Annotated in this window: 25 protein-coding genes; 11 read left to right on the forward strand and 14 right to left on the reverse strand. The window is 65.4% G+C overall.

Translation table 11 applies throughout. From position 1 onward, the window contains the following. Positions 1-50: 50 nt before the first annotated feature. Positions 51-635 carry a hypothetical protein gene (locus EDE08_RS04860; RefSeq protein WP_131867701.1) on the forward strand — a complete coding sequence of 195 codons (585 nt, stop codon included), beginning with the start codon at positions 51-53 and terminating at the stop codon, positions 633-635. Positions 636-690: 55 nt separating this feature from the next. On the opposite strand, the gene EDE08_RS04865 is transcribed toward EDE08_RS04860, so the two are convergent. After that, positions 691-2,544: an alkaline phosphatase family protein gene (locus EDE08_RS04865; RefSeq protein ID WP_131867703.1), complete on the reverse strand. Its 1,854-nt coding sequence runs from the start codon at positions 2,542-2,544 to the stop codon at positions 691-693. A 1,006-nt stretch (positions 2,545-3,550) separates the two neighbouring features. Continuing rightward, complete coding sequence (locus EDE08_RS04875; RefSeq protein WP_131867705.1) at positions 3,551-3,832, reverse strand: hypothetical protein; 282 nt, start codon at positions 3,830-3,832, stop codon at positions 3,551-3,553. 285 nt (positions 3,833-4,117) lie between these two features. On the opposite strand from EDE08_RS04875, the gene EDE08_RS04880 reads away from it, so the two are divergent. Beyond that, positions 4,118-4,564, forward strand: a complete 447-nt coding sequence (locus EDE08_RS04880) for a hypothetical protein (protein ID WP_165935764.1) — start codon at positions 4,118-4,120, stop codon at positions 4,562-4,564. Between the two features lies 1 nt (position 4,565). On the opposite strand, the gene EDE08_RS04885 is transcribed toward EDE08_RS04880, so the two are convergent. Next, the gene (locus EDE08_RS04885) at positions 4,566-5,408 is read right to left on the reverse strand and encodes a GNAT family N-acetyltransferase (protein WP_131867709.1); all 843 of its coding nucleotides are present in this window, start codon (positions 5,406-5,408) and stop codon (positions 4,566-4,568) included. Between the two features lie 115 nt (positions 5,409-5,523). On the opposite strand from EDE08_RS04885, the gene EDE08_RS04890 reads away from it, so the two are divergent. From EDE08_RS04890 to EDE08_RS04900, 3 genes are all read left to right on the forward strand, one after another. Next, positions 5,524-6,228, forward strand: coding sequence for an SDR family oxidoreductase (locus EDE08_RS04890; RefSeq protein WP_131867711.1), 705 nt, complete (start codon positions 5,524-5,526; stop codon positions 6,226-6,228). Positions 6,229-6,311: 83 nt separating this feature from the next. Continuing rightward, complete coding sequence (locus EDE08_RS04895; RefSeq protein WP_131867713.1) at positions 6,312-6,695, forward strand: ArsR/SmtB family transcription factor; 384 nt, start codon at positions 6,312-6,314, stop codon at positions 6,693-6,695. Beyond that, positions 6,695-7,186, forward strand: a complete 492-nt coding sequence (locus tag EDE08_RS04900; protein ID WP_165935763.1) for an SRPBCC family protein — start codon at positions 6,695-6,697, stop codon at positions 7,184-7,186. The genes EDE08_RS04895 and EDE08_RS04900 overlap by 1 nt, the downstream gene beginning before the upstream one ends. 232 nt (positions 7,187-7,418) lie before the next feature. Here the strand turns inward: EDE08_RS04900 and EDE08_RS38810 are convergent, their stop codons facing one another. Next, complete coding sequence (locus EDE08_RS38810; RefSeq protein WP_197488748.1) at positions 7,419-7,736, reverse strand: hypothetical protein; 318 nt, start codon at positions 7,734-7,736, stop codon at positions 7,419-7,421. A gap of 208 nt (positions 7,737-7,944) precedes the next feature. On the opposite strand from EDE08_RS38810, the gene EDE08_RS04910 reads away from it, so the two are divergent. Then, positions 7,945-8,442: a ferritin-like domain-containing protein gene (locus tag EDE08_RS04910; protein WP_131867719.1), complete on the forward strand. Its 498-nt coding sequence runs from the start codon at positions 7,945-7,947 to the stop codon at positions 8,440-8,442. A 122-nt stretch (positions 8,443-8,564) separates the two neighbouring features. Here the strand turns inward: EDE08_RS04910 and EDE08_RS04915 are convergent, their stop codons facing one another. From EDE08_RS04915 to EDE08_RS04930, 4 genes are read right to left on the reverse strand one after another with little or no spacing between them, the layout of a single operon-like run. Then, a complete protein-coding gene (locus EDE08_RS04915; protein ID WP_131867721.1) occupies positions 8,565-9,788 on the reverse strand; it encodes an ABC transporter substrate-binding protein in 1,224 nt (407 codons plus the stop codon). 20 nt (positions 9,789-9,808) lie between these two features. Next, a complete protein-coding gene (locus EDE08_RS04920) occupies positions 9,809-10,795 on the reverse strand; it encodes a Bug family tripartite tricarboxylate transporter substrate binding protein (RefSeq protein WP_131867723.1) in 987 nt (328 codons plus the stop codon). Between the two features lie 57 nt (positions 10,796-10,852). Then, the gene (locus EDE08_RS04925; RefSeq protein ID WP_131867725.1) at positions 10,853-12,049 is read right to left on the reverse strand and encodes a CaiB/BaiF CoA transferase family protein; all 1,197 of its coding nucleotides are present in this window, start codon (positions 12,047-12,049) and stop codon (positions 10,853-10,855) included. A gap of 1 nt (position 12,050) precedes the next feature. Then, positions 12,051-12,938 carry an IclR family transcriptional regulator gene (locus tag EDE08_RS04930; protein WP_131867727.1) on the reverse strand — a complete coding sequence of 296 codons (888 nt, stop codon included), beginning with the start codon at positions 12,936-12,938 and terminating at the stop codon, positions 12,051-12,053. Between the two features lie 213 nt (positions 12,939-13,151). Between EDE08_RS04930 and EDE08_RS04935 the strand changes: the two genes are divergently transcribed. Next, complete coding sequence (locus EDE08_RS04935) at positions 13,152-13,994, forward strand: hypothetical protein (RefSeq protein ID WP_131867729.1); 843 nt, start codon at positions 13,152-13,154, stop codon at positions 13,992-13,994. Positions 13,995-14,098: 104 nt separating this feature from the next. On the opposite strand, the gene EDE08_RS04940 is transcribed toward EDE08_RS04935, so the two are convergent. From EDE08_RS04940 to mhpA, 3 genes are read right to left on the reverse strand one after another with little or no spacing between them, the layout of a single operon-like run. Further along, positions 14,099-15,310, reverse strand: coding sequence for an ABC transporter substrate-binding protein (locus EDE08_RS04940; RefSeq protein WP_131867731.1), 1,212 nt, complete (start codon positions 15,308-15,310; stop codon positions 14,099-14,101). 41 nt (positions 15,311-15,351) lie between these two features. Further along, a complete protein-coding gene (locus EDE08_RS04945; protein WP_131867733.1) occupies positions 15,352-16,203 on the reverse strand; it encodes a fumarylacetoacetate hydrolase family protein in 852 nt (283 codons plus the stop codon). Between the two features lie 22 nt (positions 16,204-16,225). Then, positions 16,226-17,734 carry a bifunctional 3-(3-hydroxy-phenyl)propionate/3-hydroxycinnamic acid hydroxylase MhpA gene (mhpA, locus tag EDE08_RS04950; protein ID WP_131867735.1) on the reverse strand — a complete coding sequence of 503 codons (1,509 nt, stop codon included), beginning with the start codon at positions 17,732-17,734 and terminating at the stop codon, positions 16,226-16,228. 205 nt (positions 17,735-17,939) lie between these two features. Here mhpA and EDE08_RS04955 point away from each other — a divergent pair, with 205 nt between their 5' ends. Further along, the gene (locus EDE08_RS04955) at positions 17,940-19,088 is read left to right on the forward strand and encodes an ABC transporter substrate-binding protein (protein ID WP_131867737.1); all 1,149 of its coding nucleotides are present in this window, start codon (positions 17,940-17,942) and stop codon (positions 19,086-19,088) included. A gap of 32 nt (positions 19,089-19,120) precedes the next feature. Next, complete coding sequence (locus EDE08_RS04960; protein ID WP_131867739.1) at positions 19,121-20,305, forward strand: cytochrome P450; 1,185 nt, start codon at positions 19,121-19,123, stop codon at positions 20,303-20,305. A gap of 55 nt (positions 20,306-20,360) precedes the next feature. Here EDE08_RS04960 and EDE08_RS04965 read toward each other — a convergent pair whose 3' ends face one another. Next, the gene (locus EDE08_RS04965; RefSeq protein WP_131867741.1) at positions 20,361-21,152 is read right to left on the reverse strand and encodes a DNA-binding transcriptional regulator; all 792 of its coding nucleotides are present in this window, start codon (positions 21,150-21,152) and stop codon (positions 20,361-20,363) included. A gap of 147 nt (positions 21,153-21,299) precedes the next feature. On the opposite strand from EDE08_RS04965, the gene EDE08_RS04970 reads away from it, so the two are divergent. Continuing rightward, the gene (locus EDE08_RS04970; protein WP_165935762.1) at positions 21,300-22,283 is read left to right on the forward strand and encodes a VOC family protein; all 984 of its coding nucleotides are present in this window, start codon (positions 21,300-21,302) and stop codon (positions 22,281-22,283) included. A 38-nt stretch (positions 22,284-22,321) separates the two neighbouring features. Further along, the gene (locus tag EDE08_RS04975) at positions 22,322-23,284 is read left to right on the forward strand and encodes an MBL fold metallo-hydrolase (protein WP_131867743.1); all 963 of its coding nucleotides are present in this window, start codon (positions 22,322-22,324) and stop codon (positions 23,282-23,284) included. 11 nt (positions 23,285-23,295) lie between these two features. Here EDE08_RS04975 and EDE08_RS04980 read toward each other — a convergent pair whose 3' ends face one another. Then, positions 23,296-23,943 carry a response regulator gene (locus EDE08_RS04980; RefSeq protein ID WP_131867745.1) on the reverse strand — a complete coding sequence of 216 codons (648 nt, stop codon included), beginning with the start codon at positions 23,941-23,943 and terminating at the stop codon, positions 23,296-23,298. Then, positions 23,940-25,322 carry a sensor histidine kinase gene (locus tag EDE08_RS04985; RefSeq protein WP_131867747.1) on the reverse strand — a complete coding sequence of 461 codons (1,383 nt, stop codon included), beginning with the start codon at positions 25,320-25,322 and terminating at the stop codon, positions 23,940-23,942. Before EDE08_RS04985 ends, EDE08_RS04980 begins: the two co-directional genes overlap by 4 nt. Positions 25,323-25,474 lie beyond the last annotated feature (152 nt).

Consider the following 25,474-nt stretch of genomic DNA (forward strand, 5'->3'; position numbering starts at 1 on the left):
TACGCCGGCATGGAAATGCTGGCCGATCAGAAGAAGTCTGGAAGTGAACTATGTCTGCCGCTGCGCCTAAGTCCGCTGAGAAGTCTGTTGAGTCGTCGTCCCTCGAACCGTCCTGCCGCGATACCGCGGCCCATGCGCTGAGCATCGTGCGCGACGGCGTGATCACGGGCGAAGGCCCCACGACCAAGGGAAGGGTGCATTTCTCCCGTTCGCTGGATGCCGATGACACCGCCTGGTGCATGCGCATCCTGACAGCCACCGCCGTCAACGACCAGCCGGTCAGCCGCGCTGAAGCCGAACGCCTGTTCGAGATCAACGAAGCCGCGACCGAGCGCACCGATGGTGGTCGCTTCGACGACCTGCTCGCCAAGGCCGTTGCCCATTATGCCGCGAGCGCCTCGGGCCTGAAGGTGCCGCCGCGCAGCGTGGCGCTGTCGGCCGACACCGAGATCGAGAGCTGGGCGCCGTCCTATGCCTCTAAGGTGAACAGCGAGATGCTGGAGTGGATCGCCGGCCAGATGCGCGGCAAGCGCCATAACAACCGTCGCCTGATGGCAATGGTGGCGACCTTCGTCGGCGCCACTGCGCTGCCTCTGGCGGGTCAGTTGCCGAACGTGTTCGACATCGGGATGTAACAAACCGGGCATGTAAGATTTGTGCGTCACTCGAGGACGCGAGAGAACGGCGGGGTCATTTCCCCGCCGTTTTTTGTTTGACGGCATCAGGCTCGAGCCCGAGCGTGCGGCCGGGGAAGCCTGCGGCATCGAAATAGCGCTGGCTGCCGACGCGCTGGAAGTTCAGCACCGTCATCAGGCCGCCCTCGGCGGGCTTCGACTTCAGCGTGCCGACCAAAGCCTTCGGCACGATGCCGTTGGGCATGGCTTCCGACATCACGCGGCCGATCAGGCCGCCGTTTTGCGAGCCGCGCAGGCCCATCAGCCGGGCGGCCGTCATGCCGACGTCGGCATTGCTGACCGGAATCTCGTCGACATAGCCCGCCTTGAAGTCCGGACCGATCGCGGCCATGAAATTCATGGTGTCGCCGCGGCTGAAGCTGCCATGCATGCCCTGGCCCTGGCGCAGCACGGTATCGGCAACCTGCACCGAGCAGTTGGTCGGCGCCTCGCCGCAATCGCTGGCATAGGAACGGAAGTTGACGACGATCGAGGGCGTCGGCGTCGCGGCCTTGCCGCGCAGGTTGATGCTCGACAGCGGCAGCGTGCCGGGGAAGCGGCCGAGCGAGTCCTCGACGAACAGACCGGACACGTAATCCTGTTCGAGCAGTGCCTTGATCGTCTTCGCCGCCAGCTTCTTGTCCTTGTTCGGCAGATAGATCAGGTCGGAGCCGCCATTGGTGGCGACGACGAGATCGGGCTTCTCCGGATCCTTGCCGAGCACGCCGTTGCCCGCCCTGGGATGCTTGTTGCCTTCGATCTTCGCGTTCTTGTCGTTGGGATCGAACAGGGGCAGATCGAGCGCCTTCGCGAGGTCGAGCGCCAGGAATCCCATCGGCAGGAAATCCTTCGGCGTGTCGTCATAGCCGACCTTCGCCGACGCGCTGGACTTGCTCTCCTTGGAGATGGTCGAGAAGCCGTGATCTGCGGAGACGATGATGTTGGTCGAGGCCGTGAGCCCGAGCTCGTCGAGCGCCTTCCGGAGCTGGGCGAGGTTGGTGTCGGCGTTCTTGATGCCGGCCATCGAGGTCGGCCCGTTGATCCCGGGCATGATCTGGTTGAGGCTGTCGCCGGTATTGTGCTGGCTGCCGTCAGGATCGCGCGACCAGAAAACGAGCACGAACGGCTTGTTGCGCGCCTTGAACATCGGCAGCACCACCTTGGTGGCGACGTCGGCGAAATAGGCCTGCTGCGCGACGTTGGCGACCGTGGTGCCCGGCGTCCTGGCATCGCCCGCCTTGGAGTTGTCGCCGCGCGGCGGCGTGGCGAGGGGCAGGCCGGCCTTGGTCAAGGCGTCCTTCACCTCGTCGGACAATGCGACACCGTTCTTGCCGCCGGTGGAATCGTCGAACACGATCGAATGCTGGCCGGGCTTTTCAGGCTTGTCGGTGTGGTCGAATTGGTAGGTCGGCCCGACCTTGCCGATCGCCGCGGTGCTCAGCCCCTTGTCGCGGGCCATCTTCAGGATGGTCTCTTCGTTGAGGTAGTCGCCCCTAAAATGCTCGTCGATGTCGCCGAGCACGGCGTCGTTCTCGATGAAGGGGACGACGGTGTTACCCGCAGGTGCGGAGGTGTAGTTGGTCCAGATCGTGTTGGAGAACACGCCGGTGTCGCCGAGATAATGGCCGGTCGACATCGCCGAGCCGTTGGCCATGGTGAAGGTCGGGAATAGCGAATGCGGATTCTTGAAGTTGACGCCCTTGTCGCGGACTTCAGCCATCGCCGGCGCGGTTTCCGGTGTGACCTTCAGCGCGCGCAGACCGTCGGGAATGAACAGGATCAGGTTGCGGGGCGTGCTGTTCTGGGCGGAGGCCAGTCCGGTGGACAGCACGGTCAGTCCGGCGGATAGCAACACCAGTGAACGGCGCATCAGGATCTCCTCGCGGTGAAGGCGGCGTGGCCGCGACCGCGGCCCTGGCTTCGTTTAGTTTTGCTGCATGACGGTTGTGTTACAAGGCCTGCCGCCGATGCAAGAGGGTCGGGGAGGGATGCCGTCACTCTCTCGTGTCCCGGACGCGCTGCAGCGTTCTTACGCTGCGGCCGAGCTGATGCAGGGGGGCCGTCGCCCTTCGAGGCTTGCTCTGCGACGCTATCGCGCCGCAGCGCGCGCACCTCAGGGTGACGGTGATGCATAGGGTTTGCAACGTACTCACCTTCATGCAGACACGCCCTCGCATCCTCGCGGCGCACTTCGCCCGAGCTTTGCTTGTCGTCTCACCCTCAAATGAAAGAGGGCGCAGGGAAGGCCGGGAGCCCGCTGGCACCCGAGGTCCACTGTGCGGAATCTGCGTAACAAGAAGCTGCACAGCGGCATACAGGTGTAGCCAGGACATCCCGGCCTTCCCTGCGCAGTGGTTTTACGGCTTATGTCGTGATCTCCCCGGGGAGCGATGCACTATTGCCCCCGTCGCCTTGCGGATGACTGACGCTGCGAGCCCGGTCGGGCCGCAACGTCACCGCAAGACTTGGCGCACAGACCCCGGGCGCCAGGACCACACGATTTTGCCGTACGCTGATGGCACCGGTCGTATGCGCGACGACCTTGCTCACGGTTGCCCGCCCTGCAAGCCCGTTCGCGCCAACGCCATCTGCGTCCACCGCCGCCCGGTCCGCGTTCGTGACGATCGCGATACGCCCCTTCTTCCATGGGCCGGGTTGCGGCGACACATACGCCGTTTCCGAATTTTGGTAAAGCCGAATATTTTCGGCGGGGCGTCTTGACCGACGGTTTGGGTGTTTTGCCCGACGGGCAACGCAAGGGATTGTGCCAGGAGACGCGATCCGGTGCGGTCGGCTGCGCGGGCGGCAGGGCCGCTGACGCAGGAAGGCCCACCGCCCGCTACGGACAGTGGGCCTCGCATCAGGCGATGGCGATGTTACCAGCGATATCTGCCGGTCAGCGTGCCGTTGTTGTTGCCGCCAGGGCCGACATCACCCTGCGTCGAACTCGGAGTTGGATGGTTGGTGCCGTTGAGTACGCTATACGGCCCGGCCACGTCCGGATAGTATGCGCGCGGCTGAACTGGTTCATAGGCTGGCGCCGTGCGGTCCCAGCCCACGGACCGGCCGTTCCAGTCGTAGCCCTGCGCCGAGGCGGCCGTGGTGCCCGCGACCAGTGATGCCGTGACCAGGCAGAGGAGTTTTGACTTGTTCTGCATTGGAGATGCTCCTTGCTTGTGTCGGGGGCCAACGGTTGCAATGCGGGAGCGTTCCGGACGCATGGGCCAGGAGCGGTCAACTCCGATCAACTGGTTATGATGCGCCCGCCGCGGAACGAAGTGGCTGAAACGAGATGAGAATCCCGGGCGTTCTGCCGCACCATGTTCCCCCCTAATCGCGTGCCTTAACCAATAGTTAAAGATATGTTTGCGGGTGGGCGGCAGCCGGGCCTAGCCTCTTGCGGGGAGCCGCTATCGCGAAGCCAAACGAGTGTGGTGCGTATCATGATTGCCAGATCACATGGGGCATTGTTCGCCTCGCTCAGCGCAGCCGCGCTGCTCCTGACTGCAAGTGACGGCTCTGCCGGACCCGCTGTCGCCGCGGCGCCCGGCGTCGTTGCCACCGCGCCGCCGGTTGGAGCACGTCCGCCGATCGCGCCGGGCGCCCGGTTCCATCGCCGCAGCGCTCCGTGGGTCTATTGGCCGGGCGGCGGCGGCTTCTTGTATGATGGCGCTGGCTACAGCCCACCCTTTGTTGATGCCGCCCAGCCACTCTCCAGCGACGTGCGTTATACCTACACCTATGATGTTCCCTGGGACTGGACGCATCGCTATCCGCCGAACGTCGTGCCATCCAACCGGCCCTATGTGCCGAGCTGCCCGACGGAGCAGGTGACAGTGCCCGGCCGCGGCGGGAGCGAGCACACCGTCAACATCATGCGCTGCTACTGAGCTAACCCAGCTCGAAGCTGGTGACGCCGAAGACGCGGTCGATGCGCAGCGGCGGGATCGACCCGGTGTACATCCGCGCCGTCTCGAACACCGGCATCAGGCCGAGCGACTCCGCGAGCGCAATCGCTTCGCGGTTGACGGCGGGAACGTCGAGGAAAATGTTGCCGCCGCGCGTGCTTACCAGCAATGCCTGCATGACGGTTTCCGCCGCCGCGCGATCGTCGGCGACGAGCGGGCCGATCTTGTGGCCCGTCCGGCACGGACGGATCACGCCCCATGCCGCGAGCTTGCCCTCGCGCAACAATGCGCGGCCAACGTGACCTGGTGTGTCGATCCAGGCGCGCAGGAAGGCGCTGCGCGCGGCAGGGAACACGGTGGCATCATCAGCTTCAACGATTGCAAATGGGATCTTGTCGAGGGTGACGACGCCGGCAGGTGAACTCGGTGGCGCCGGCACGACGCCGCCATAGCGGATATTGGCGTAAGCGAGCTGGAAGCCGGACCTCATGTAATTGTCCTGCTGCGCCACGACGCCGTCGAGCCCGATCACGCGCCCGTCCGCATGCGCGATCGCTGCGTTCCAGATGCGCAGGCCATGGCCGGCGCCGCGAAAGCGCTGGCGCACGATGTAGAAGCCGAGGAAGGCGAAGCGGTCATCATAGTTGACGCAGGAGACGGTCGCGACCGGCTCACCGTCGATCTCGCCGACGAAGAAGCCTTGCGCATCGGGTACGGCGAAGCAGGCGGCATCGGCCAGGCCCGGATTCCATCCCTCGGCCGCGGCCCAGTCGACGGCGAGGGCGATTTCGTCGGGGCGCAGATTGCGGATCTGCAGATCACTCATCTCGAGTCGCTCATGATGGATGCCTTCGACCATGGACCTGCCGCGAGGTCTGGCTGTACAAGGCCCCATGATAGGCCGAGCCTGCGGCTCACCTCAACTGAAGGGATGATCGGTCATGGCAGCAGAGAAGGTTGCGCTCGTTACCGCCGGCGGCAGCGGCATGGGGGCAGGGGCTGCGCGCCGGCTGGCAGCGGACGGGTTTCGCGTCGCGATCCTGTCGTCCTCCGGCAAGGGCGAGGCGCTGGCGGCCGAGCTCGGCGGTTGCGGCGTCACAGGCTCGAACCAGTCGAACGACGATCTGAAGCGCCTCGTCGACGCCGCGATGGCAAAATGGGGGCGGATCGACGTGCTCGTCAACAGCGCCGGGCACGGGCCGCGTGCGCCCATCACCGAGATCACCGACGAGCAGTGGCACGCCGGCCTCGACACCTATCTGCTGAACGTGATCCGTCCGACGCGGCTGGTGACGCCGGTGATGCAGGCGCAGAAGGGCGGCGCCATCATCAACATCTCGACGGCCTGGGCGTTCGAGCCGAGCGCGATGTTCCCGACCTCGGCGGTGTTCCGCGCCGGCCTTGCCGCCTTCACCAAGATCTTCACCGACACCCATGCGGCGGACAACATTCGCATGAATAACGTCCTGCCGGGCTGGATCGACAGCCTGCCGCAGCAGGACGCGCGACGCGACAGCGTGCCGCTGAAGCGCTACGGCAAGGTCGAAGAGATCGCGGCAACGATTTCGTTCCTGGCCTCCGACGGGGCGGCCTACATCACCGGCCAGAACATCCGCGTCGACGGCGGCCTGACGCGCTCGGTGTGAGGCGGCGACTGCGCCGCCAGATTACTTAGCTTGTGAGCTAACAATTATTGACGGTGCAGGGCCGCGGCGCTATAGTTAGCTTCATGGCTAACCAATCGTCCCGCCTCGACCATGTTTTCGCAGCGCTCGCCGATCCCACGCGGCGGGCGATCGTGATGCGGCTCTGCGCGGGCGAGGCGTCGGTCGGCGAGCTTGCCGACCCCTTCGACATGGCACTGCCGAGCTTCATGAAACACATCCATGTGCTGGAGACGAGCGGGCTCGTTCTGTCGGAGAAGACCGGCCGCGTGCGCACCTGCCGTCTCAGTCCGGATGCGCTTCTCGGCGCGGAGGATTGGTTCCAGCAGCAGCGCGCGGTGTGGGAGGCGCGGCTCGACCGGTTCGAGGCCTACGTGATGAAGCTCAAGAAGGAGAGGGCGGGCGCCAGGCGGCCGTCCCGAACAACCAAACGGAAAGGTTCCGAGTGATGACCAATTCTGCCAATCCCGCCCTGTCGCAATGGTCGCTCGACCGCGAGATCGTGATGTCGCGCGTGATCGACGCGCCGCGCGATCTGGTGTTCGAGGCATGGTCCAACCCGAAGCATCTGCCGCAATGGTTCGGGCCGAAGGGATTCAAGGTCGAGACTTTCGAGATCGACGTGCGGGTGGGCGGCGTCTGGCGCTTCAACATGATCGGACCCGACGGCACCGTCTACCCGAACCGCATGCGGTTCCGCCGCATCGAGCGGCCGTCTCTGATGGAGATGGATCACGGCCTCGACCAGGACGATGATCCCGGCATGTTCCGCTTCACTGTCACCTTTGCCGAACAGAGCAACGGCAAGACCGTGCTGATGATGCGCCAGTTGGCCTCGAGCACCGAGCAGCGCGATGGCATGATCGGCTTCGGCGCGGTCGAATACGGCTACCAGACGCTCGACAAGCTCGCGGCGTATGTCGCCGCTATGAACCGGTGACAAGGGTAGGCGGCAGTCTGCAGGGCAAGCCGTCGTCGCAGCCGACGGCTTGCCCTGCGCAGGGTCACGTGAGCGCGTTGGTGACCGGGGGGCTCCTGCATCTGCTTCACTGCAGTTGTGCCGCCGGTCTCCTGAAGCGCGCTGCGATCAGCATGAATCGCCATCGCGCTTTGGCTTGTTGTTCAAGCATGAGCTTTTCGGAAAACCGCTGCGCACTTTTCCGGATCACGCTTTAGCGCCGCGTTGTACCGTCGGATCGTGGAGTGGTTTCATTGCGCATGCCCGGAGGGCTGGAAGCGCCTTGTCCGCCACGCTCGACATGCGTGACGCCACCGCCGCCGCCGGCGCTACCCGCACCGCCGCTGCCCGAGCCTGCTCCGGCTCCAGCGCCGCCACCGGCACCCGCGCCAGCACCGGCGCCTGCACCACCTGCGCCGCCGCCGGCTCCGCCAGCACCGCCGCCACCGCCGGCGCCTTGTGCGAACGCTGCGCCGACCGAAGCGCCGGCCAGCATCGCAGCTGTGAAGATCGTCAGAACAGTCTTACGCATGTTGTTTCTCCTTGATGTCTACGGCGAACCAATCGTACGCGGCGGCGACCGTTCCTATGCTCGTCGATGAGAAGGCAAAGCGATCTTTGGCCGGAACGCGCGTGAGAAAGTCGGGTCTCCTGCGGCAATCAGCCCGGTCCTCCTAGGAACAATCGCCCGTGCTTCCCGGTTTGCGCGAACGAAGCCAGTCAAAACGGAGGACAGGAAGATGGCCAATGCAGCCCGCGATACGTTCGTGGTGGGACTACGCAATGCGCATGCGATGGAAGTACAGGCGCGAGAATTGATGGAGCGCCAGTCAGAGCGGCTCGACGACTATCCCGAGGTCAAGGCGAAGGTCACCGCTCACCTTCAGGAGACCAACGAGCAATTGCGCCGGCTGGAGAAATGCCTGGAAGCCTGTGGCGAGAGCACGTCGACACTGAAGGACACGGCGCAGTCGGTGATGGCCAACATGACGGCCATGGCGCATTCGGCTGCGGGCGACGAGATTCTCAAGAACACCTTCGCGAACAATGCGTTCGAGAATTTCGAGATCGCCGCCTACAAGTCGCTGCTCGCGCTCTGCGCCGCCGCCGGCATGCCGGAGGCCAAGGCGCCGCTCGAGACGTCGTTGCAGGAAGAGCAGCGCATGGCGGCCTGGATCGACTCCAATGTCGAGAAGGTGACGATGGAGTACCTGACGCATCAGCGCCACGCCGCGTAGCTCGGAGATCCCCGCCGATATCGAACCACCGGCGCGCCAGGGCCGCCGGTGGCTCTTTCGTGCCTTCGCTTTGCGTGCGTTGACCGGCAGGAACGATCACGGCCAAACGGCCTCCCGCCGTCTCACTCCCTGGCCTCATCCGTCACGATGTCGCCGAGCTTCTGCCAGCGCAGGCCGTCGAACTGCACCATCTGGAACTGCTTGTTGACCCGATAGTCGGTCGGCGTGGTCGTGACCGAGATCCCCGGGAGCGTCAGGTCGAGTTCGACGTTCTTGAGGTTGGCCGCCTGTCGCATGACGTTGTCGCGGGTGAGATCGTCGCCGCACTGCTTCAGCACCTGCACCAGCAGCTGCGCGGTGATGTAGCCGTAGACGTTCAGGTTCGAATCCTTGTCGCCGTCAGGATAGTACTTGGCCATGAAGGCGAGGTATCGCTTCATGCCGGCATCGTCCTTCCATTCGGGATCGGCGGCGTCCTTGACGTAACCGACGCTGACGACGCCCTTCGAGTTTTCGAGCCCCGCGGGCTTCAGCACGGCGCTGACCGAGGAGGCGTTGATGTCGATGATGTGCAGCGGCTTCCAGCCGATCTCGGCGACCTTCTTGATCGCCTGGGCCGCCTGCTTCGGGGTCGTCGCGCTGAACAGCACGTCGGCGCCCGCGTCCCTCAGCCGCAGGATCTGCGAGTCGATCGTCGGCTCGGTGATCTCGTAGGAGGTCTCGGCAACGACCATCTTCGCGGCCTTGTCGCCGAGGCCGGCCTTGAGGCCGGCGAGATAGTCCTTGCCGAGGTCGTCGTTCTGGTAGAGCACGCCGATCTTCGCGTTCGGGTGGTTCTTTAGCAGGTACTGCGCGTAGATGCGGCCCTCGACGAGGTAGGATGGGTTGAAGCCCATGGTCCACGGGAAGTTCTTCGGGTCGGTGAAGCGGGCGGCGCCGGTGGCGGCGAAGAGCTGCGGGATCTTCTTGGCGTTGAGATATTTCTGGACCGCGACGTTCGGCGCCGTGCCGATGATCTGGAACGTCAGCAGCACCTCGTCGCTTTCGACCAGCCTGCGGGTCTGCTCCACCGATTTCGGCGGCGAATAGGCGTCGTCATACTGGATCAGCTCGATCTTGCGGCCGTTGACGCCGCCCTGGTCGTTGATCATCCTCATATAGGCGGCCTGGGTCTTGCCGATCACGGCGTAGGCCGAGGCCGGGCCGCTGAGCGGCACGGTCTGGCCGACCTTGATCGCGGTATCCGACGCGCCGGGGTCGTATTTCTTCTGCGCCTGCGCTGCCGTGATCGAGAGCGCCAGAAGCAGCGCGGAAGCTGCGATGCGCTTGAGAAGAGTGCTTGTCATGTGCTTGTCCCTCCCGCTTGCTATTCGCCCTTGAGGCCGGCGTCGCGGATCAGCCTGGTCCACTTCTGCGTCTCGTTGTCGATGAACCGGCCGAACTCGGCCGCAGTGCCGGCGCGCACTTCGAGGCCCTGGGCGGTCAGCTTGTCCTTGATCGCGGGTTCGGCGAGCGTGCGCAGAACCTCGGCCTGGAGCTTGTCGACGATCGGGCGCGGCGTCGTGGACGGCACCATGAAGCCGTACCACCCGGCGGCGGCCACGTTGGGAAAGCCCTGCTCGCGCAGGGTCGGCGCTTTCGGGTAGAGCGCGCTGCGCTCGGGCGACGCGACGCCGAGCACGGTGAACTTGCCGCTCTGGATGTAGGGCAGGGCGGTCGGCAGCGCCGTCAGCGTGGCATCGACACGGCCGGCGAGCAGCTCGGTGTAGGAGGCCGCATCGCCGCGGAACGGGATGTTCAACCCCTTGACGCCGGCATCGCGGAACAGGAGCTCTCCGGCAAGGTGCGGCTGGGAGCCCGCGCCGGGAGAGGCGAAGGTCAGCCCATCCGGTTTCGATTTGCCGTAGGCGATCAACTCGGGCAGCGTCTTGAACGGCGCGTCGGCACTGATGATGAGGAACAACGGCGCGATCACGGCCATCGCGACCGGCTGCAGATCCTTGCGGTCATAGGTCAGCTTGCCGAACAGCGCCTCGGCGGTCGCGTAGGGCGCCGCGACGTACAGGATCGTGTAGCCGTCGCCCGGCGCATGGGCGACCATATCGTTGGCGATGCGCGTGCCGGCACCCGGCTTGTTCTCGACGATGAACTGCTGACGCAGGCTGCGGCCGAACTCCTCGGCCAGCAGGCGCAGCGAGATGTCGTTCGAGCCGCCGGGCCCGTAGGGCGAGATCAGCCGCACCATGCGCGAGGGCCAGGCGTCCTCCGCATGCGCCGTCAAGCCTGATCCCGCTGCGAGGCCGCCTGCGATCGTGCCGAGCAGGGTTCGGCGTGTGACCTTGAATGATGCCACCGTTGTCGTCCTCCCTCTTGTTGTTGGTGTTCTTGTGTTGTTGGTCTTCTTGCGACGTCAGATCACCTTTCGTTGGGTGAGCCGTTCGATCTCGTGGTCCGACAGGCCGAGCCAGTCCCGGAACACCTCGTCATTGTCCTGGCCGACGTCGCCCGCGGCGTGGCGCAACCGCGCGGGATCGACGGTGAAGCGAGGAACGGCATTGGTCATGGCGACGGTGCCGAAATCCCGGTCGGCAACGCGGGTGATCACCTCGCGCGCCTGCACTTGCGGGTCGGCGGCGATCTGATCGATCGAATAGATCGGGGCGAGGGTTCCCTGCGCGGCATTGAATCTGGCGAGGACCTCGTCGAGGGGATGCGCGGCGCACCAGGCCGCGAAGATGTCGTTGAGCTCGGCGGCGTGCTTGACGCGCTGGCCGTTGGTGGCAAAGCGCGGATCGTCGACGAGGTCGGGACGGCCGATCGCCCGGCAATTCGCGGCGAAAAGCGCGTTGGTCGAACCTGCGAGCGTCACCCAGTGGTCGTCGCCGGTGCGAAACACGGCGGCCGGCGCCGAATAGCCGTTGGCGTTGCCGATCCGCTCTCGAACGGCGCCGAGCTGGTCGTGCTCGATGGCGAGGACGTCGAGCAGGCGAAACACCGCTTCGGTCAGCGCGAGATCGATCTCCTCGCCCGGCGCATGCGGATCGCGCGCCCGCTTCCACAGCGCCGCGAGCACGCCGACGGCGCCGAACAGGCCGCCGATCGAATCCCCGATCGGGTAGCCGGGATGGGTCGGCTCGCCCTCGCGCTCGCCGGTGATGTAGGTGAGGCCGCCCATGGCCTCGAAGATGCGGGCGAAGCCGGGGCGTTCGCGATAGGGGCCGTCCTGCCCGAAGGCGGTGGCGCGCAGAATCACGAGGCGCGGCTGGATCGACCACAGCACCTCCTTGGGAAGGCCCCAGCGATCCAGCGTTCCCGGACGAAAATTCTCGATCAGCACGTCGAAGCGCGGAAGCAGCTGCTTGAACAGCGCGAGTCCTTCCGGAGTGCGCAGATCGAGCGTCGCGAACTTCTTGTTGCGGTTGGCGGCCTTCCACCACAGCGGCTTGCCGTCCTTGAACGGCGGAAATGACCGCACGCCGTCGCCATGCCCGGGCATCTCGATCTTGAGCACGTCCGCGCCGTAGTCGGCGAGCAGCGTTGCGGCGAACGGCGCGGCGATGATCGTCGCGATGTCGAGAACCTTCAATCCTTCGAGCGGCCCAGCCATGTCATGTCCCGCCGCTTGTGATCTTCTTGGTTTTGCGCGGCGGCATCGTGAGTTCGGCCTGCCCGACGATGGCGCGGATGCTGTCGGCGAGCGCCGCGATGCGCGGACCGATCTCGCCCTCGAGCTGACCCGGCTGGAGCCGGAAGGCGGGGATGCCGCAATTGATCGAGAACGACTGCTTCGATTCGCTCGCATGAAACAGCGGCGCGGCGACGGCATGGATCGAGGCCATGTACTCGCCCCAGCAGGTGCAGAAGCCGCGGTTTTTGCATTGCGCGATCCCGGCGCGGTATTTGTCCCGGAACGTCGACCACAGCCCGGCGTCTTCGGCGGCGATATTCCGTTCCAGCCGGTCTGCATCGGCTGGCGGCAAGGTCGACGCCGCGGCGCGGCCCATGGCGGTCATCACGACGGGAATCGGCATGCCGATGTCGGGCACGTGCGGGCCGACGTCGCCGGAGCGCGCGGTCTCCACATAGATCATCGAGGTGGCGTCGAGCAGGCCGATCGAGACCGTGCCGCGGACGCTGTGCGCCAGCTCCTGCATCATCGGCCGCGCCACCTGGCGGAATTGCATTCCGGCGAGCAGGGGATGCGCCATCCGCAGCGCCCGCGCACCGACGCGGTACTTCGAGCGCTCGGCGTCGTAACGGAGGTAGCCGAGCTCGGCCAGCGTATGGGTCAGCCTCGCCACCGTCGGCCGCGGGATGCCCGTCAATGTCGACAGCTCCATGTTGCCGAGCAGCGTGCTCCCGGCCTTGAACGCCTCCAGCACGACGAGCCCTTTTGCCAGCGTCGTGGCGAAAGCGGCGTCGTCGGCGCTGTCCGCCAGCACTGCTGCGGCGGAGGAGGGCGGATGTCGTGGCTTGGATGAGCTCGTCGGGGCCATTCCTAATTATCAGACAGGCGCAGCTCAGATGTCCAATAGATTTGCCAACTGCGTAGAAATTGTCCGATATGTGGACGCGAACCTGCTTGGGACACTTCCTTGAGAGGCCGCTCTCAAACGGCCGAGCAGACAGATTTTTGTCGCGATTGCATGCCGTCCTGTGACAGGATTATTACGACGTCATGTCAGTTCGATAATTTTGCGGAGCGGCTCATGTTGCAGTGGCAGGCGCGGTCAAATCCCCTCGCGTGGTGGTGGGGATCCCTTACGCTTGTGAGCAGCGCCAATATTCTCGTCTGGTTCATGCTCTATCGCGAGTTTTATCCAACGGTGGCGGGCAGCATCAGTGGCGGCTCGGATATCGGGCTGATGTTCCTGCTGTGCGCCGGCTATGTGTTCGGCTGTGCTTTCCGCTCGGTGCTGCCGCGCGCCGACGTGCAGCGCATCTGCCTGTTCGACACCTGGCTATCGAGCGTCTTCGTGGGACGCTCGGTCGCGACCGTCGCCGAGGTCTGCTTCGCGGCGCAATGGGCCATCATCCTGCATCAGCTCGGGACCATGACCGGCGCCGAGACGGCGGTGAACATCGCCTGGGCGATCGTCCCGGTGATCATCATCGCCGAGTGCTTCTCCTGGTACGCGGTGGTGACCACCAACTATCTCTACAACGCGATCGAGAACTCGCTGTGGGCAGTGACCTTCTTCCTCGCCGGCATCGCGCTGTGCCGCCTGATGCCGGAATTCCAGGGCGTGGTACGCTGGGCGCTGATGTCAGGCGTCGTCGGAATCGCCTGCTTCCTCGCCTTCCTCGTCACCGTCGACGTGCCGATGTATCTCAGCCGCTGGCGGGCAGGGCACGCCGAGGGCAACAGGTTCCTCGGCTTTCTCGAAGGCCTGCATGACGTCTCGACGCGCTGGGTCGTGACCCACGACATCGCGCATTGGAAGGGCGAGCTGACCTGGATGTTCCTGTATTTCAGCGCCGCGGTATGGTCGAGCCTCGCGCTCTGTGCGCTCTACGCCATGGAAGGCTACATCACGCGCTATCTGGCCTAGAGCATGATCCGGAAAAGTGTGCAGCGGTCTTCCGAAAAGATCATGCTCGAACAATAACCTAAAGCGCGATGGCGATTCATCCTAATCGCATCGCGCTTTAGCGATTACTTGCCGACCAGGCCGCATTTGCTGCGGTCGAGCGGACGAAAGGCCTGGTCGGGCGGAATCGTCGCGACCAGCTTGACGAAATCCCACGGGCCTTTCGATTCTTCCGGCGTCTTGACCTGAACCAGATAGAGATCGTGCACCATGCGCTGGTCCTCGCGAATGCGGCCGTTGGGCGTGTAGGCATCCGACACCGGGGTTGCCTTCATCTTCGCCATCACGGCCGTGCTGTCGTCGGAATCGGTGTCCTTGATCGCTTGCAGATAGTGGCGTACGGCGGAGTAGACGCCGGCCTGGATCTGCGACGGCATCGCCTTGCGCCGCCCATAGAATGCATCCGAGAATTTTCGGGCGGCGGGCGAGACGTCCTCGAAGAACGAGGTGACGATGAGATCACCGCGCGTCGCCTTCAAGCCCACGGACTCGATGTCGACATTCTGGAACGACATCGGCACGATCTTCATGCCCTGATCAGCGAGCCCGAATTCCTCGGCCTGCTTGATCGCGGTGGCGTTGTCGCCGGCGACGTTGATGGCGAGGATCCTGGCGCCGGACGACTGCGCCTGGAGCAGGAACGAACTGTAGTCGGGCGTGCCGAGCTGGGCCTTCACGCTGCCGGCGACCTTGCCGCCGAGCGCGGCGATGCGCTCGCGCGCGGTCGCCTCGATCGAATGGCCGAACGCGTAGTCGCCAGTGATGAAGAACCACGGCTCCTTGCTGGTCTGCATGACACCGGAGACCACGGCGGTTGCCGTGGAATAGGCGTCCTGGGTCCATTGCACGCTGGTCGGCGCGCAGGCCTCGTCGGTGAGCTGGTTTGCGCCGGCGCCGGAGATGAGGAACATCTTGCCGTTGCCGCGCACCAGCTCTTGCACCGCCAACGCCGCGCCGGAGCTGCCGCCGTCGGCGATTGCCTGCACCCCGTCGCTGAACCATTTTCGCGCGAGCGATGCCGCGAGGTCCGGCTTGTTCTGGTGATCGGCCTGCAGGATCTCGATTGGCTTGCCGTTGATCTTGCCGCCGAACTCCTCCGCCGCCATCCGCGCCGCCTCGACCGAGCCCGGGCCCATGGCGGTCGCGAATACGCCGTTCATGTCGGTGAGCACGCCGATGCGGATGGCGTCGCCCTTGATTTCGGCGCGCGCAGCGGAGCCCGCGAGCACGAGTGTCATCAGCAGGGTGGCGGCGGAGGTGGTCCGGGTCGTGCCCATGGCGTTTCCTGAGTTTATCGTTGATTGATCGGTCTTGACGGTCAGGCCGGTTCGGCGATCACCGTGTTGCGCAAGGTGCCGATGCCGGAAATCTCGACCTCGACGGTGTCGCCGGGGCGCATCCACAGCGGCGGCGTGCGCTTGGCGCCGACACCGCCCGGCGTACCCGTGACGATGACGTCGCCGGGCACGAGCGGGCAGATGGTGGAAATGTAGGCGATCAGCTCGGGGATGGCGGTGATCAGGAGATCCGTCGTGGTGTCCTGCACGACGTTGCCGTTCAGCCGGGTCTGCAAGGTGAGCTTTGACGGATCGGGAATCTCGTCCGTCGTCACCAGCCACGGACCGAAACTGCCGCTCTCGGCAAAGGTCTTGCCGGCGAGGAATTGACTGGTGTGGCGCTGCCAGTCGCGGATGCTGCCTTCGTTGTAGCAGGAATAGCCGGCGACGTGGTCGAGCGCGCGGCCGGCGGGAATGTGACGGCCCTCCTTGCCGATGACGAGCGCAAGCTCGCCTTCATAGTCGAAATCGTCGCTGACCTTCGGTTTCACGATGGACTGGAGATGGCCGACCTGGCTGCATGGGAAGCGAACGAACAGAGCCGGCTTCTCCGTGACGGTGCGGCCGGTCTCGGCCACGTGGTCGCGATAGTTGAGACCGACGCAGACGATCTTGCCGGGATCGGGGATCACGGGTGCGAAGGTGATGCTGTCGAGCGGATGGTCGGGGGCAGTGGAGGCTGCGAGCTTGGCCGCTTCGGCGACGCGGCCAGCCTCAAGCAACTGTCGTAGCGTTGTGCAGCCCGTCATGCGCGAGCCCAGATCGACGACGCCATTGTCCTTGACGACTCCGAACGAGGTGCGGCCGTTGGCGATGAAAGAGAGCAGCTTCATGGGGTATCCTTGGGATGTTCGTTCAGGCCGCGGACGGCACGTGGGTTGGAGGCGTGATGGCGGCCATGAGCCGGTCGAGGTCGGTCTCGTTACGGGCGGTGCCGCGGATGTAGCGGTCGGGGCGAACGAGTGCGGCGATGATGCCGTGCTCGCGCAGCCAAGGGCGGACGGCCTCGGCATCATTGCTGGTCAGGATCTCGATCCCCGGCAGTGAATGAGCGGGACGCGAAGGGGGAGTGGCCGAGCTATCGACGAGCAGGACATGGCCGTAGCCGATCCGGTCGTCGCTGCGGCTGCCGTCTCGCAGCGCGAACTGCGGCGCGAGATGCCCGGCGAGAGGCAGATCGCCAAGCGCGAGCCCGGGGCCGAGCAGGGGCTTTTTCACTTCCAGCTTGACCGGCGCATTTTCGCGCACCTCGCCGGCGGCAAGGCCGGCCTCGATCGCCTTGGTGTTGATGATGCCGCCGAGGCGAATGGCGAGCTCGATGAATTCGCGCACATGCGGCTGGCGCTCGCTCTGATAGGTGTCGAGCAGGTGGGGCGGGGCGCCGTCGCGAATGACCGCGGCAAGCTTCCAGGCGAGGTTGGCGGCATCGCGGATGCCGGCGCACATGCCCTGGCCGAGGAAGGGCGGCGTCTGGTGCGCGGAATCGCCCGCGAGCAGCAGTCGATCGCTCCGCCATTGCTGAGCGATGACGGAATGAAACGTGTAGACCGCGGCGCGCTCGATCTCGGCATCGTCGGGAGTGATCCAGCGCGACAACAGCTCCCACACCTTTGCGGGCTGCGCGACCTCCTGGGAATCCTCGTCGGGGAGGACCGTGATCTCCCAGCGCCGCCGCGTGCCGGTGCCGCGCACGTAGGTCGCCGGACGGCGCGGGTCGCAATGCTGAAGGCTGTAGTCGCCGAGATCGTCGCGCTCGCGCTTGAGCAGGACGTCGATCACCAACCAGCGCTCGTGGAAGCCGAGATCCTCCATGCCTGAGCCGATGAAGCGGCGTACCAGCGAGCGGGCACCGTCGCAGCCGATCACATAGCCGGTGCGGACTTCGGTGAGCTTTCCGTTGGAGAGGTCTTCGTAGCGGACGCGCACGCCAGTCTCGTCCTGCTCCAGCGCGAACACGTCGCAGCGGTTGCGCAGGGTGACGTGTGGCCAGCGGGCGAGCCCGCCGATCAACACGTCCTCCAGATCCGGCTGGTGGAAGCGGTAGCTGAGATGCCAGCCCATCGGCGTCAGCGTCTGTGGACGGGACCAATCCAGCAGCATGCGACCGGCGGCATCGAGAAAGAGCATGCCGGGGCTGAGGATGACATGCGGCAGGATCGTGTCGGCAAGCCCGATGGTCTGGAACACGCGCATGCATTCGTCGTCGAAATGCACCGCTCGCGGCAAATGATAGGCCCGCGCCTCGCGCTCCAATACCAGCGTCCGTACGCCGCACAGGCCGAGCAGGTTGGCGAGCGTAGCGCCGACCGGCCCGCGGCCGACGATCACGACGTCGAAGTCTTCAGCGGTGGATTTATCTTGCATGGGCCATCTCTTCCCGAAGCGGTGCCGACCCTTCAACGCCGGCGCGCCAAGTGTCCGCCCAGCGGACGACCTGCTCCAAAGCCGGTCTTGTCCGCCAGCCGGACATTTCCGCAATGGCGCTACTTCCGTCCGGTCTGCCCTGGCTACTTAGGATCAGGAAAAAAAGTGCAGGTTGTCGATCCGGGCAGCCGCGGAGGAAACGACGATGCTGAAATGCGCGGGAGTGGCGTGCCTTGCCATCCAACTGGTCGTGGCGTCGGCTTCGGCCGCGGACATCAATGTCGGAATCCTGCTGTCCACGACCGGTCCGGCCGCGGCGATCGGAAGTGCCGAGCGCAATGGGGCCAGCTTTGGCGCAACCGAAATTGCGGGCCACAAGGTCAACTATCTGTTCCTCGACGAAGCCTCGGACAGCACCGCGGCCGTCGCGGCGATGCGAAAGCTGTTCCAGGGCAGCAACATCGATATCCTCGTCGGTCCAACCACGACGCCCGGATCTTTCGCGGTCATCGATCCCGCTGTCGAATACCGGCTTCCGGTCATCACGCTTGCCCCCGTCAATGCTCTGGTGTCGCCGGTCGATGCGAGGAAGCGCTGGATCTTCAAGACGACCACCAACGACGATCACGAAGCGGCGCCGTTGTTCGCGCACATGAAGAAGAGCGGCGTCAAGAAGCTCGCCCTGATCGGTTTCGGCGACTCCTACGGTGATGCCTGGAGCAAGGTCAGTGCGGAGATGTGCGCGGCCGCGGGGATCGCGCTCGTCGCCGACGAGAAATATGCACGGACCGACAACACCGTCGTCGGACAGATTCTCAAGATCGTTGCCGCCGAGCCCGACGCCGTCCTCATTGCAGCCTCGGGCGCCCCTGCGGCGCTGCCGTTGCTTCAGCTTCGCGAAAAGGGATTTGCAGGCAAGGTGTACGGCACGCTCGGCGCCACCTTCGGAGATTTCCGGAAGCTGACGGGCACTCAAGGTGACGGCATCTTCGTGCCGCTGAGCCCGGCAGTCGGCGCCGCCTCATTGCCCGATCACCATCCCGCCAAGCAGGCCGCGCTGGAGTTCATTCGGCGCTACGAAGCCAAGTTCGGTCCGGGAAGCCGCAACATCTTTGCGGGATCCGCCTATGATGCCCTGCTGCTGATCGAGCGCGCCGCACCCGCCGCGCTCAAGTCCGGCGCGCCCGGGACCGCCGAATTCCGCGAAGGCCTCCGCAGCGCGATCGAAGGCCTCAAAGGCCTGGCTGGCTCCCGCGGTGTCTACAACTACGGACCCAACGACCATACCGGCCTCGACCAGAGTGCGCTGACGCTTGGCCGGCTCGAGAAGGGCGAATGGGTGGCCGTCCCCTGAGGGGGACTTCGGGACAGGAGGGAGAATAGAGGATGCCGGCAGTTCCCGGACAACCCATCTACGACGTCGATCTCTACAGCGACGAGGTCCTGCGCGACCCGTACCCGCACTACAAAGCCCTTCGCGAGCTGGGCGCCGTGGTCTGGTTGCCGCGAAACGGGCTTCATGCGGTGGCTCGCTTCGAGGACGTCCGCGCCGCGCTGCGAAACCCGGCCGTGTTCTCGTCGGCACAGGGGGTTGCCGCCAACGACCACGTCAACACCATCTCGCGAGGCACGACGCTGGCGAGCGATGCGCCCTTGCATGATCGGCTTCGTGCGATCATAGCGGCCCCGCTGCTGCCGCGGGCACTTGAGGAGATTGCACCTGAGATCAGGACGGAGGCCCGCCGGCTCGTCGACGAACTGGTCGACCGCGGCCAGTTCGATGCGGTATCGGACCTGGCTCAGCACCTGCCGCTGACGATCGTCTCCAAGCTGGTGGGCCTGGAGGATCATGGCCGCAGCAGCATGCTGCGCTGGGCTGCCGCGACCTTCAACGTGCTCGGCAGCATGAATGCACGGGCTTGTACGGCGCTGAGGGATGTTCAGGAGATGCGCGCCTATCTCGGGGGCGACGAGATCAGGAGCCGTCTGCGGCCCGGCAGCTGGGGCGACCGGATCTTCGCTGCTGCGGACCGCGGCGAGGTCGAGCCGGAGCGCTGTCCGGTGCTGATGCGGGACTACCTCGGCCCGAGCCTTGATACGACCATCTTCGCAACCGCCAACCTCGTCTTGCTCTTCGGCCGGCATCCCGCGCAATGGGGTCTGGTCCGCAACGATCCGCCCCTGATCCCGAACGCGATCAACGAGGCGCTGCGGCTGGAATCGCCGGTGCGCGGATTCACGCGCCATCTTGCGGCCGATGCGACGATCGGCGGCCTGACCATTCCGCGCGAGAGCCGCCTGCTGCTGCTGTACGCATCAGCCAATCGCGACGAGCGAAAATGGCAGGATCCGGAACGCTTCGACGTGAAACGTCGCGCCAACGATCATCTCGGGTTCGGCAATGGAACGCACATGTGCGCAGGCCTTCATCTGGCCCGGCTGGAGATGACGGCACTGCTCGAGGTTCTGGTGGAACGTGTTGCCGGTTTCGAGATCGGCGAACCCGTGCTGGCGCTCAACAACGTGCTGCGTGGCCTCGCTTCCTTGCCGGTTCGGGTGAAGCCGGCATAGCACGTCGCTGCCGCGCACCTTTCGGTATCCCTCTGATCGGAGCTCTGGCGTTGCTTCAGGCGCCGACGTCGATGGCTTCCGCGGCTCGGCGTATCGGATCGACAAAGGTTGCGATGGCTTCCTCGATGCCCAGCGCCGAACGGATCCAGATGATGGAGATGCAGCCGAACACCACACCATTGCGCACAATGGCGACGGCAATCGAAGCCGTCTTGGGATTGAATTCGCCCTCGCTGCGGATCGCGTAACCTCGTGCGGCGGTCTCGGCGATCATGCGGTCGAGCCGGCCCTGGTCGAGGAAGGGGCGGTCGTCGGCTTCGTCGATCCGGCGCAGGTGATTGACGATCAGATCGCGTTCGCGCGCGGGGCAGGCGGCGAGATAGGCGCGGCCCGCAGACGTGCGCAGCATCGGCAGGCGCTTGCCGATCATGCCGCGGTCAATCGAGAGCGGGCTGCGAGAGTGTGTGGTCTCCTGCACCACCATCGCCGCGTTCTCATAGGTGGAGAGATCGACCGGCCAGACCAGTTTTTTGCTGAGATCGGCAAGATAAGGCGCCGCCGCCTGGCAGATCACCACTCCAGGATCGTAGCCGTCGCCGAGGCTCAGCGCGCGCCGGGTGACTCGAAATCGGTCGTCGCTGGCGCTGCGGGCGATGTAGCCGAGTTCCTCCAGAGTTTCGAGCAGGCGGTAGACGGTGGGTCGGGGCAGGTCGAGCGCGCGGGCGACGTCGCCGGCGCGGATGCCGCCGGAGCGGTTGACTTCGTGCAGCACGTCGAGCCCGCGCTTGAAGGCGCGGACGCCCTCAGACTGCCGCGGCTGGCCGTTCGGCGTCCGCTCCTTGGACACTTCGTATTTCCTCCCTTGTGGCACATCGCGGCGCGGCTATCGTCGTTGCGAACGCGAAGCGATTGCGGAACGCCACCGTAGGATCGCGCGCGGCCGGTATCAAGCTCGCCGCGGTGTGGCGATCGCGATGCCTTCGGGAGGACGTCGATGGAAATCACAGCGCTCGGCTATATCGGAATCGGTTCATCCCAGCTCGACCAGTGGAGCCGGATGGCGACCGGGTTGCTCGGCATGCAGCAGGTCGATCGCGGCGGCAAGATGCGCGCCTTCCGCATGGACGACCGCAAGCAGCGCTTGATCGTCGATGGTGGCAGCGATGCCGGCCTTGCGGTGATGGGATGGGAGGTTCCTTCGACTGCCGAACTGGACCGGTTGGCAGGACGGCTGGAGAGCCATGGCATCAAGGTGCTCCGAGGCTCGCGTGCACTCGCTGACGAGCGGCATGTCGCCGAGCTGATCGCGTTTGCCGATCCCGCCGGCAACCGGCTGGAAGCGTTTTGCAAGCCGGAGCTTGCGAGCGAGCCCTTCAAGCCGGGCCGTCCGATCTCGGGCTTCCGCACCGGCGCGCTCGGCTTGGGGCATGTCGTGCTCAACGTGGAGGATGTCGAGCCTCTGTTGCCGTTCTATCGCGACGTGCTCGGCTTCCACGTCTCCGATTTCGGGCTGAAGCCCTACGGGCTCTATTTCTTCCACGTCAATGGCCGCCACCACTCCTTTGCGATGGTCGGCTCGGGGCGGAAGGCGATGCATCACTTCATGGTCGAGCTCGGCAGTCTCGATGACGTCGGGCAGGGCTACGACCTCGCGCAGTTGGACGCGGGGCGCATCGCCTACACGCTCGGCCGGCACACCAATGACCACATGACCTCGTTCTACGTGAATACGCCGTCCGGCTTCTTCATCGAATACGGCTGGGGCGCGCGCGTCATCGATCCCGAGACCTGGCAGCCGCACGAGACCTTTGATGGGCCCTCCCTATGGGGCCACGAGCGGCTCCATATGCCCGAGGAGCAGCGCAAGCGCTTGCGCGACATGCGGCTCGATGCGGCCGCGCGCGGCGTGCGCGTCGCCGATCCGCGCGTGCCGCCGCTCAACTGCGCGTGGCTGGACCAGGTGATCGCGCGCGAATGATCCGCGGGCCAACAATCCAATACTCAGGAAGAGGAAATATGCGCAAAACGCTCCTGCGGGCGTGCCTCGTGCTGCTCGCGTTCACCACGGTCGCCTCCGCCGAACCGATGAAGGTCACGCTGCTCGGCACGGGCGTGCCGACGCCGCGACCGACCAGTTTCAGCGCGTCGACGCTCGTGGAGGCAGGGAGCGAAAAACTGCTGTTCGATCTCGGCCGCGGCGCGACCATCCAGCTCTACAAGCTGAAGATTCCACTCGGCGCGATCACCGCGAACTTCATCACGCATCTGCATTCGGACCACGTCGTCGGCCTTCCCGACATGTGGCTGACAGGGTGGCTTGCCACGCCCTGGGCTTCGCGTAAGGGGCCGATGAAGCTCTATGGCCCGAAGGGAACCGTCGCCATGACGGAAAACCTCACCAAAGCCTTCGCCGACGACGTCCGCATCCGCATCGATGACGAGCATCTCGATCCCGTAGCGGTCACGTTCGCGGCAAAGGATATCGAAGCCGGGCGGGTCTATGAGAACAACGGCGTGAAAGTCAGCGCGATCGAGGTGAACCACGGCGAGAAGATCAAGCCTTCGTTCGGTTACATCGTCGAATATGGCGGCCACAAGGTCGTGCTGTCGGGCGACACCAAGTATGATGAGCGCATCGCGAAGGCGGCCGAGGGCGCTGACCTGCTGATCCACGAGGTCGCGGTCATCGAACCGGAGCTGCTGGTCAAAAATCCCGTCTACAAGGACATTCAGGCGCACCATACCTCGCCCGAGGAGGCCGGCCAGATCTTTGCGGCCGCCAGGCCAAAACTCGCGGTCTATTCCCACATCGTGTTCGGCACGGTGAAGCCCGCGCCCGATATTCCCGAGGAGCCGCTGATCCTGCGCACGCGCACCGCTTACAAGGGCCCGTTGCTCGTCGGCCGTGACATGATGTCGTTCAGGATCGGTGACACGGTGGAGGCGTTCTCTCCTGACGGCGCGAGGCTGGAGCCGTAAGGCAACGGCGATCAGACCTCGGTCAACAGTCCCTGGCGCAGCGCCAGGCGGACCAGCTCGATGTCGGAGCCGACGCCGAGCTTGTCCTTGATCAGGGAATGCAGGTTCGCCACCGTCTTCGGGCTGACATGCAGCGTCTCGGCGATCTCCTCCGTCGTGTTCTCGGCGAGCAGCAGCCGCAGCACCTCGAATTCGCGCGGCGTCAGCACGTCGGCGGCCGAGCTCTCGCCGCTGATGCGGCTGAGCGCAAGCTCGTGGTCGATATCGGGGCTGATCGCGATCTTGCCGGCGAGCACGTCCTTGACCGCGCGCACCAGCGTCTCGGGCGGGCTGGTCTTGGTGACGTAACCCCTCGCGCCGGCGCGGATCGCCTGCACGGCAAAGCCGGCATTCTCGTGCATGGTGAAGATGAGGATCCGTGCCGTCTTGTCCCACTGCCTGATCCGCCTGACGGCCTCGATGCCGCCGATGCCGGGCATGCTGAGGTCCATGATGACGAGGTCGGGCGCTTCGGATTTGTACAGACGATAGGCCTCCGCCCCATCGGCTGCCTCGGCGACGACGCGCAAGCCCGGCTGCTTCTGGAGCACCGAGCGGTAGCCTTCGCGGACGACGGAATGGTCGTCCACCAGCAGGATGGTGGCGTCGGCCGCGCTCATGCCGCGTGCTCCAGCGCCTGCCGATCGGCGGCCGCGAGCGGAATGAACACGCGCAGCGCCGAGCCGTGAGGGCCGGTCTCGAAGCTCAGCCGGCCGCGAAGCGCGGCGACGCGCTCGCGCATGCCGAGCAGGCCCATGCCGGATTTGGCGGCAGCCTCGTTCGGCCGGCCGTCATCCTCGATCGCGAGCGCGATCTCATCGTTGGCCATCGTCAGATGCACGCTGACCTTCGTTGCGCCGGCGTGCTTGGCCGCGTTGGTGAGTGCCTCCTGCACGATGCGGTAGAGATTGGCGCTGACCGAGGCGGGCACGCTCTCGAAGGCGCCGTCGAACCGGATATCGAAGCGGGTCTGGCCGCGGCTGCGGCCGTTCCACCCCGACACCAGTCCTTCGAGGCTCGCGACGAGGCCGAGCTCGTCGACATCGGGCGGCCGCAACCGGAACAGCGCGCCGCGCAGCGTCTCCATCATGCCGGTCGCGGTCCGGGCAATGCCGTCGCACTCTCCGAGCAAGGCGGGACAGTCCTGCGCCGCAGTCTGGCGGGCGGACGCGGCCAGCGCGCGGATCGCGGCCAGCGACTGGCCGAACTCGTCATGCAGCTCACGCGCGAGATGGCGGCGCTCCTCGTCCTGGAGCGCGATCAGCTTCCGCGTCAGCTCGTTGCGTTCGGCAAGCGCGGTGTCGAGGCTTTCGGCGAGATGGTTGAAGACGTCGCGGATGGCGGAGAGCTCGGCGAGGTCGAACGGCGGCAGCCGCGTCGTGAGATCGCCGGCAGCGATGCGCTCGAGGCCGTTGCCGATCATGCGGGTAGGGCGCAGGGCGCGGGCCAGCGCGGCATAGACCAGCGCGCAGAGCAGCGGCAGCGCGATCGCAAGCGCGATCATCAGGCGGCCGGCCTCGTGCCAGGCTTCGGCCGTCTGCACGGCCGCATCGACCGAGACCACGGTCTCGCCGAGCTTCGTTCCGCGCACGATCACGGGCCGTGCCGCCTCGCGGCCGGGGTCGAACAGGCTGCGGTAGAAGGCGGTGAAGGCCTGCGGCGGCGGGTTCGCCGGAGCAGGCGCGCCGCTACAGAAGCGCTGGAGGATGTCGCCGCTCGTGCCGCGGAATGCCAGACACAGGCCGGGCGTCATCACATAGGCAGAAACAGGATCGAGGTTCGGAAAGTCCGAGCGCGGGCTGGCCACCCACTGGACCTTGCCCTGTTGCAACTCCAGCGACTTCGCTACGATGGCGGCGATACTGTCGATGCGCGCATGCGCGGCGCGATCGGCCGTCACGAGGAAATAGGCGGAAATCGCGGCGAAGCAGGCAGCCGATATCGCGGCCACGCGCAACGTCAGACGGATCTTGAGATCGAACCTCGGGCGATTCCACATCGGCGGACACCTGGTGCGAACGGGTTTGTCGCTCGCGCATTAAAGGGCAGAACGCAAGCGGCGGAAAGCGTTCCCGCCTTACCGCAGTGCAACGTCGTGAAATTTTCCCGGCATTCGCCGGGACGGTCACGGCTGCATGGCGTCAGGCGACC

This window comes from Bradyrhizobium sp. R2.2-H, from assembly GCF_004346455.1.
In the GTDB taxonomy this organism is placed as follows: domain Bacteria; phylum Pseudomonadota; class Alphaproteobacteria; order Rhizobiales; family Xanthobacteraceae; genus Bradyrhizobium; species Bradyrhizobium diversitatis.

What these genes read in the sequence shown, in the direction of transcription:
- EDE08_RS04860 (WP_131867701.1), top strand. Translation starts at nt 51, where the DNA reads ATGTCTGCCGCTGCGCCTAAGTCCGCTGAGAAGTCTGTTGAGTCGTCG.
- EDE08_RS04865 (WP_131867703.1), bottom strand. Translation starts at nt 2,544, where the DNA reads ATGCGCCGTTCACTGGTGTTGCTATCCGCCGGACTGACCGTGCTGTCC.
- EDE08_RS04875 (WP_131867705.1), bottom strand. Translation starts at nt 3,832, where the DNA reads ATGCAGAACAAGTCAAAACTCCTCTGCCTGGTCACGGCATCACTGGTC.
- EDE08_RS04880 (WP_165935764.1), top strand. Translation starts at nt 4,118, where the DNA reads ATGATTGCCAGATCACATGGGGCATTGTTCGCCTCGCTCAGCGCAGCC.
- EDE08_RS04885 (WP_131867709.1), bottom strand. Translation starts at nt 5,408, where the DNA reads ATGAGTGATCTGCAGATCCGCAATCTGCGCCCCGACGAAATCGCCCTC.
- EDE08_RS04890 (WP_131867711.1), top strand. Translation starts at nt 5,524, where the DNA reads ATGGCAGCAGAGAAGGTTGCGCTCGTTACCGCCGGCGGCAGCGGCATG.
- EDE08_RS04895 (WP_131867713.1), top strand. Translation starts at nt 6,312, where the DNA reads ATGGCTAACCAATCGTCCCGCCTCGACCATGTTTTCGCAGCGCTCGCC.
- EDE08_RS04900 (WP_165935763.1), top strand. Translation starts at nt 6,695, where the DNA reads ATGACCAATTCTGCCAATCCCGCCCTGTCGCAATGGTCGCTCGACCGC.
- EDE08_RS38810 (WP_197488748.1), bottom strand. Translation starts at nt 7,736, where the DNA reads ATGCGTAAGACTGTTCTGACGATCTTCACAGCTGCGATGCTGGCCGGC.
- EDE08_RS04910 (WP_131867719.1), top strand. Translation starts at nt 7,945, where the DNA reads ATGGCCAATGCAGCCCGCGATACGTTCGTGGTGGGACTACGCAATGCG.
- EDE08_RS04915 (WP_131867721.1), bottom strand. Translation starts at nt 9,788, where the DNA reads ATGACAAGCACTCTTCTCAAGCGCATCGCAGCTTCCGCGCTGCTTCTG.
- EDE08_RS04925 (WP_131867725.1), bottom strand. Translation starts at nt 12,049, where the DNA reads ATGGCTGGGCCGCTCGAAGGATTGAAGGTTCTCGACATCGCGACGATC.
- EDE08_RS04930 (WP_131867727.1), bottom strand. Translation starts at nt 12,938, where the DNA reads ATGGCCCCGACGAGCTCATCCAAGCCACGACATCCGCCCTCCTCCGCC.
- EDE08_RS04935 (WP_131867729.1), top strand. Translation starts at nt 13,152, where the DNA reads ATGTTGCAGTGGCAGGCGCGGTCAAATCCCCTCGCGTGGTGGTGGGGA.
- EDE08_RS04940 (WP_131867731.1), bottom strand. Translation starts at nt 15,310, where the DNA reads ATGGGCACGACCCGGACCACCTCCGCCGCCACCCTGCTGATGACACTC.
- EDE08_RS04945 (WP_131867733.1), bottom strand. Translation starts at nt 16,203, where the DNA reads ATGAAGCTGCTCTCTTTCATCGCCAACGGCCGCACCTCGTTCGGAGTC.
- mhpA (WP_131867735.1), bottom strand. Translation starts at nt 17,734, where the DNA reads ATGCAAGATAAATCCACCGCTGAAGACTTCGACGTCGTGATCGTCGGC.
- EDE08_RS04955 (WP_131867737.1), top strand. Translation starts at nt 17,940, where the DNA reads ATGCTGAAATGCGCGGGAGTGGCGTGCCTTGCCATCCAACTGGTCGTG.
- EDE08_RS04960 (WP_131867739.1), top strand. Translation starts at nt 19,121, where the DNA reads ATGCCGGCAGTTCCCGGACAACCCATCTACGACGTCGATCTCTACAGC.
- EDE08_RS04970 (WP_165935762.1), top strand. Translation starts at nt 21,300, where the DNA reads ATGGAAATCACAGCGCTCGGCTATATCGGAATCGGTTCATCCCAGCTC.
- EDE08_RS04975 (WP_131867743.1), top strand. Translation starts at nt 22,322, where the DNA reads ATGCGCAAAACGCTCCTGCGGGCGTGCCTCGTGCTGCTCGCGTTCACC.
- EDE08_RS04980 (WP_131867745.1), bottom strand. Translation starts at nt 23,943, where the DNA reads ATGAGCGCGGCCGACGCCACCATCCTGCTGGTGGACGACCATTCCGTC.
- EDE08_RS04985 (WP_131867747.1), bottom strand. Translation starts at nt 25,322, where the DNA reads ATGTGGAATCGCCCGAGGTTCGATCTCAAGATCCGTCTGACGTTGCGC.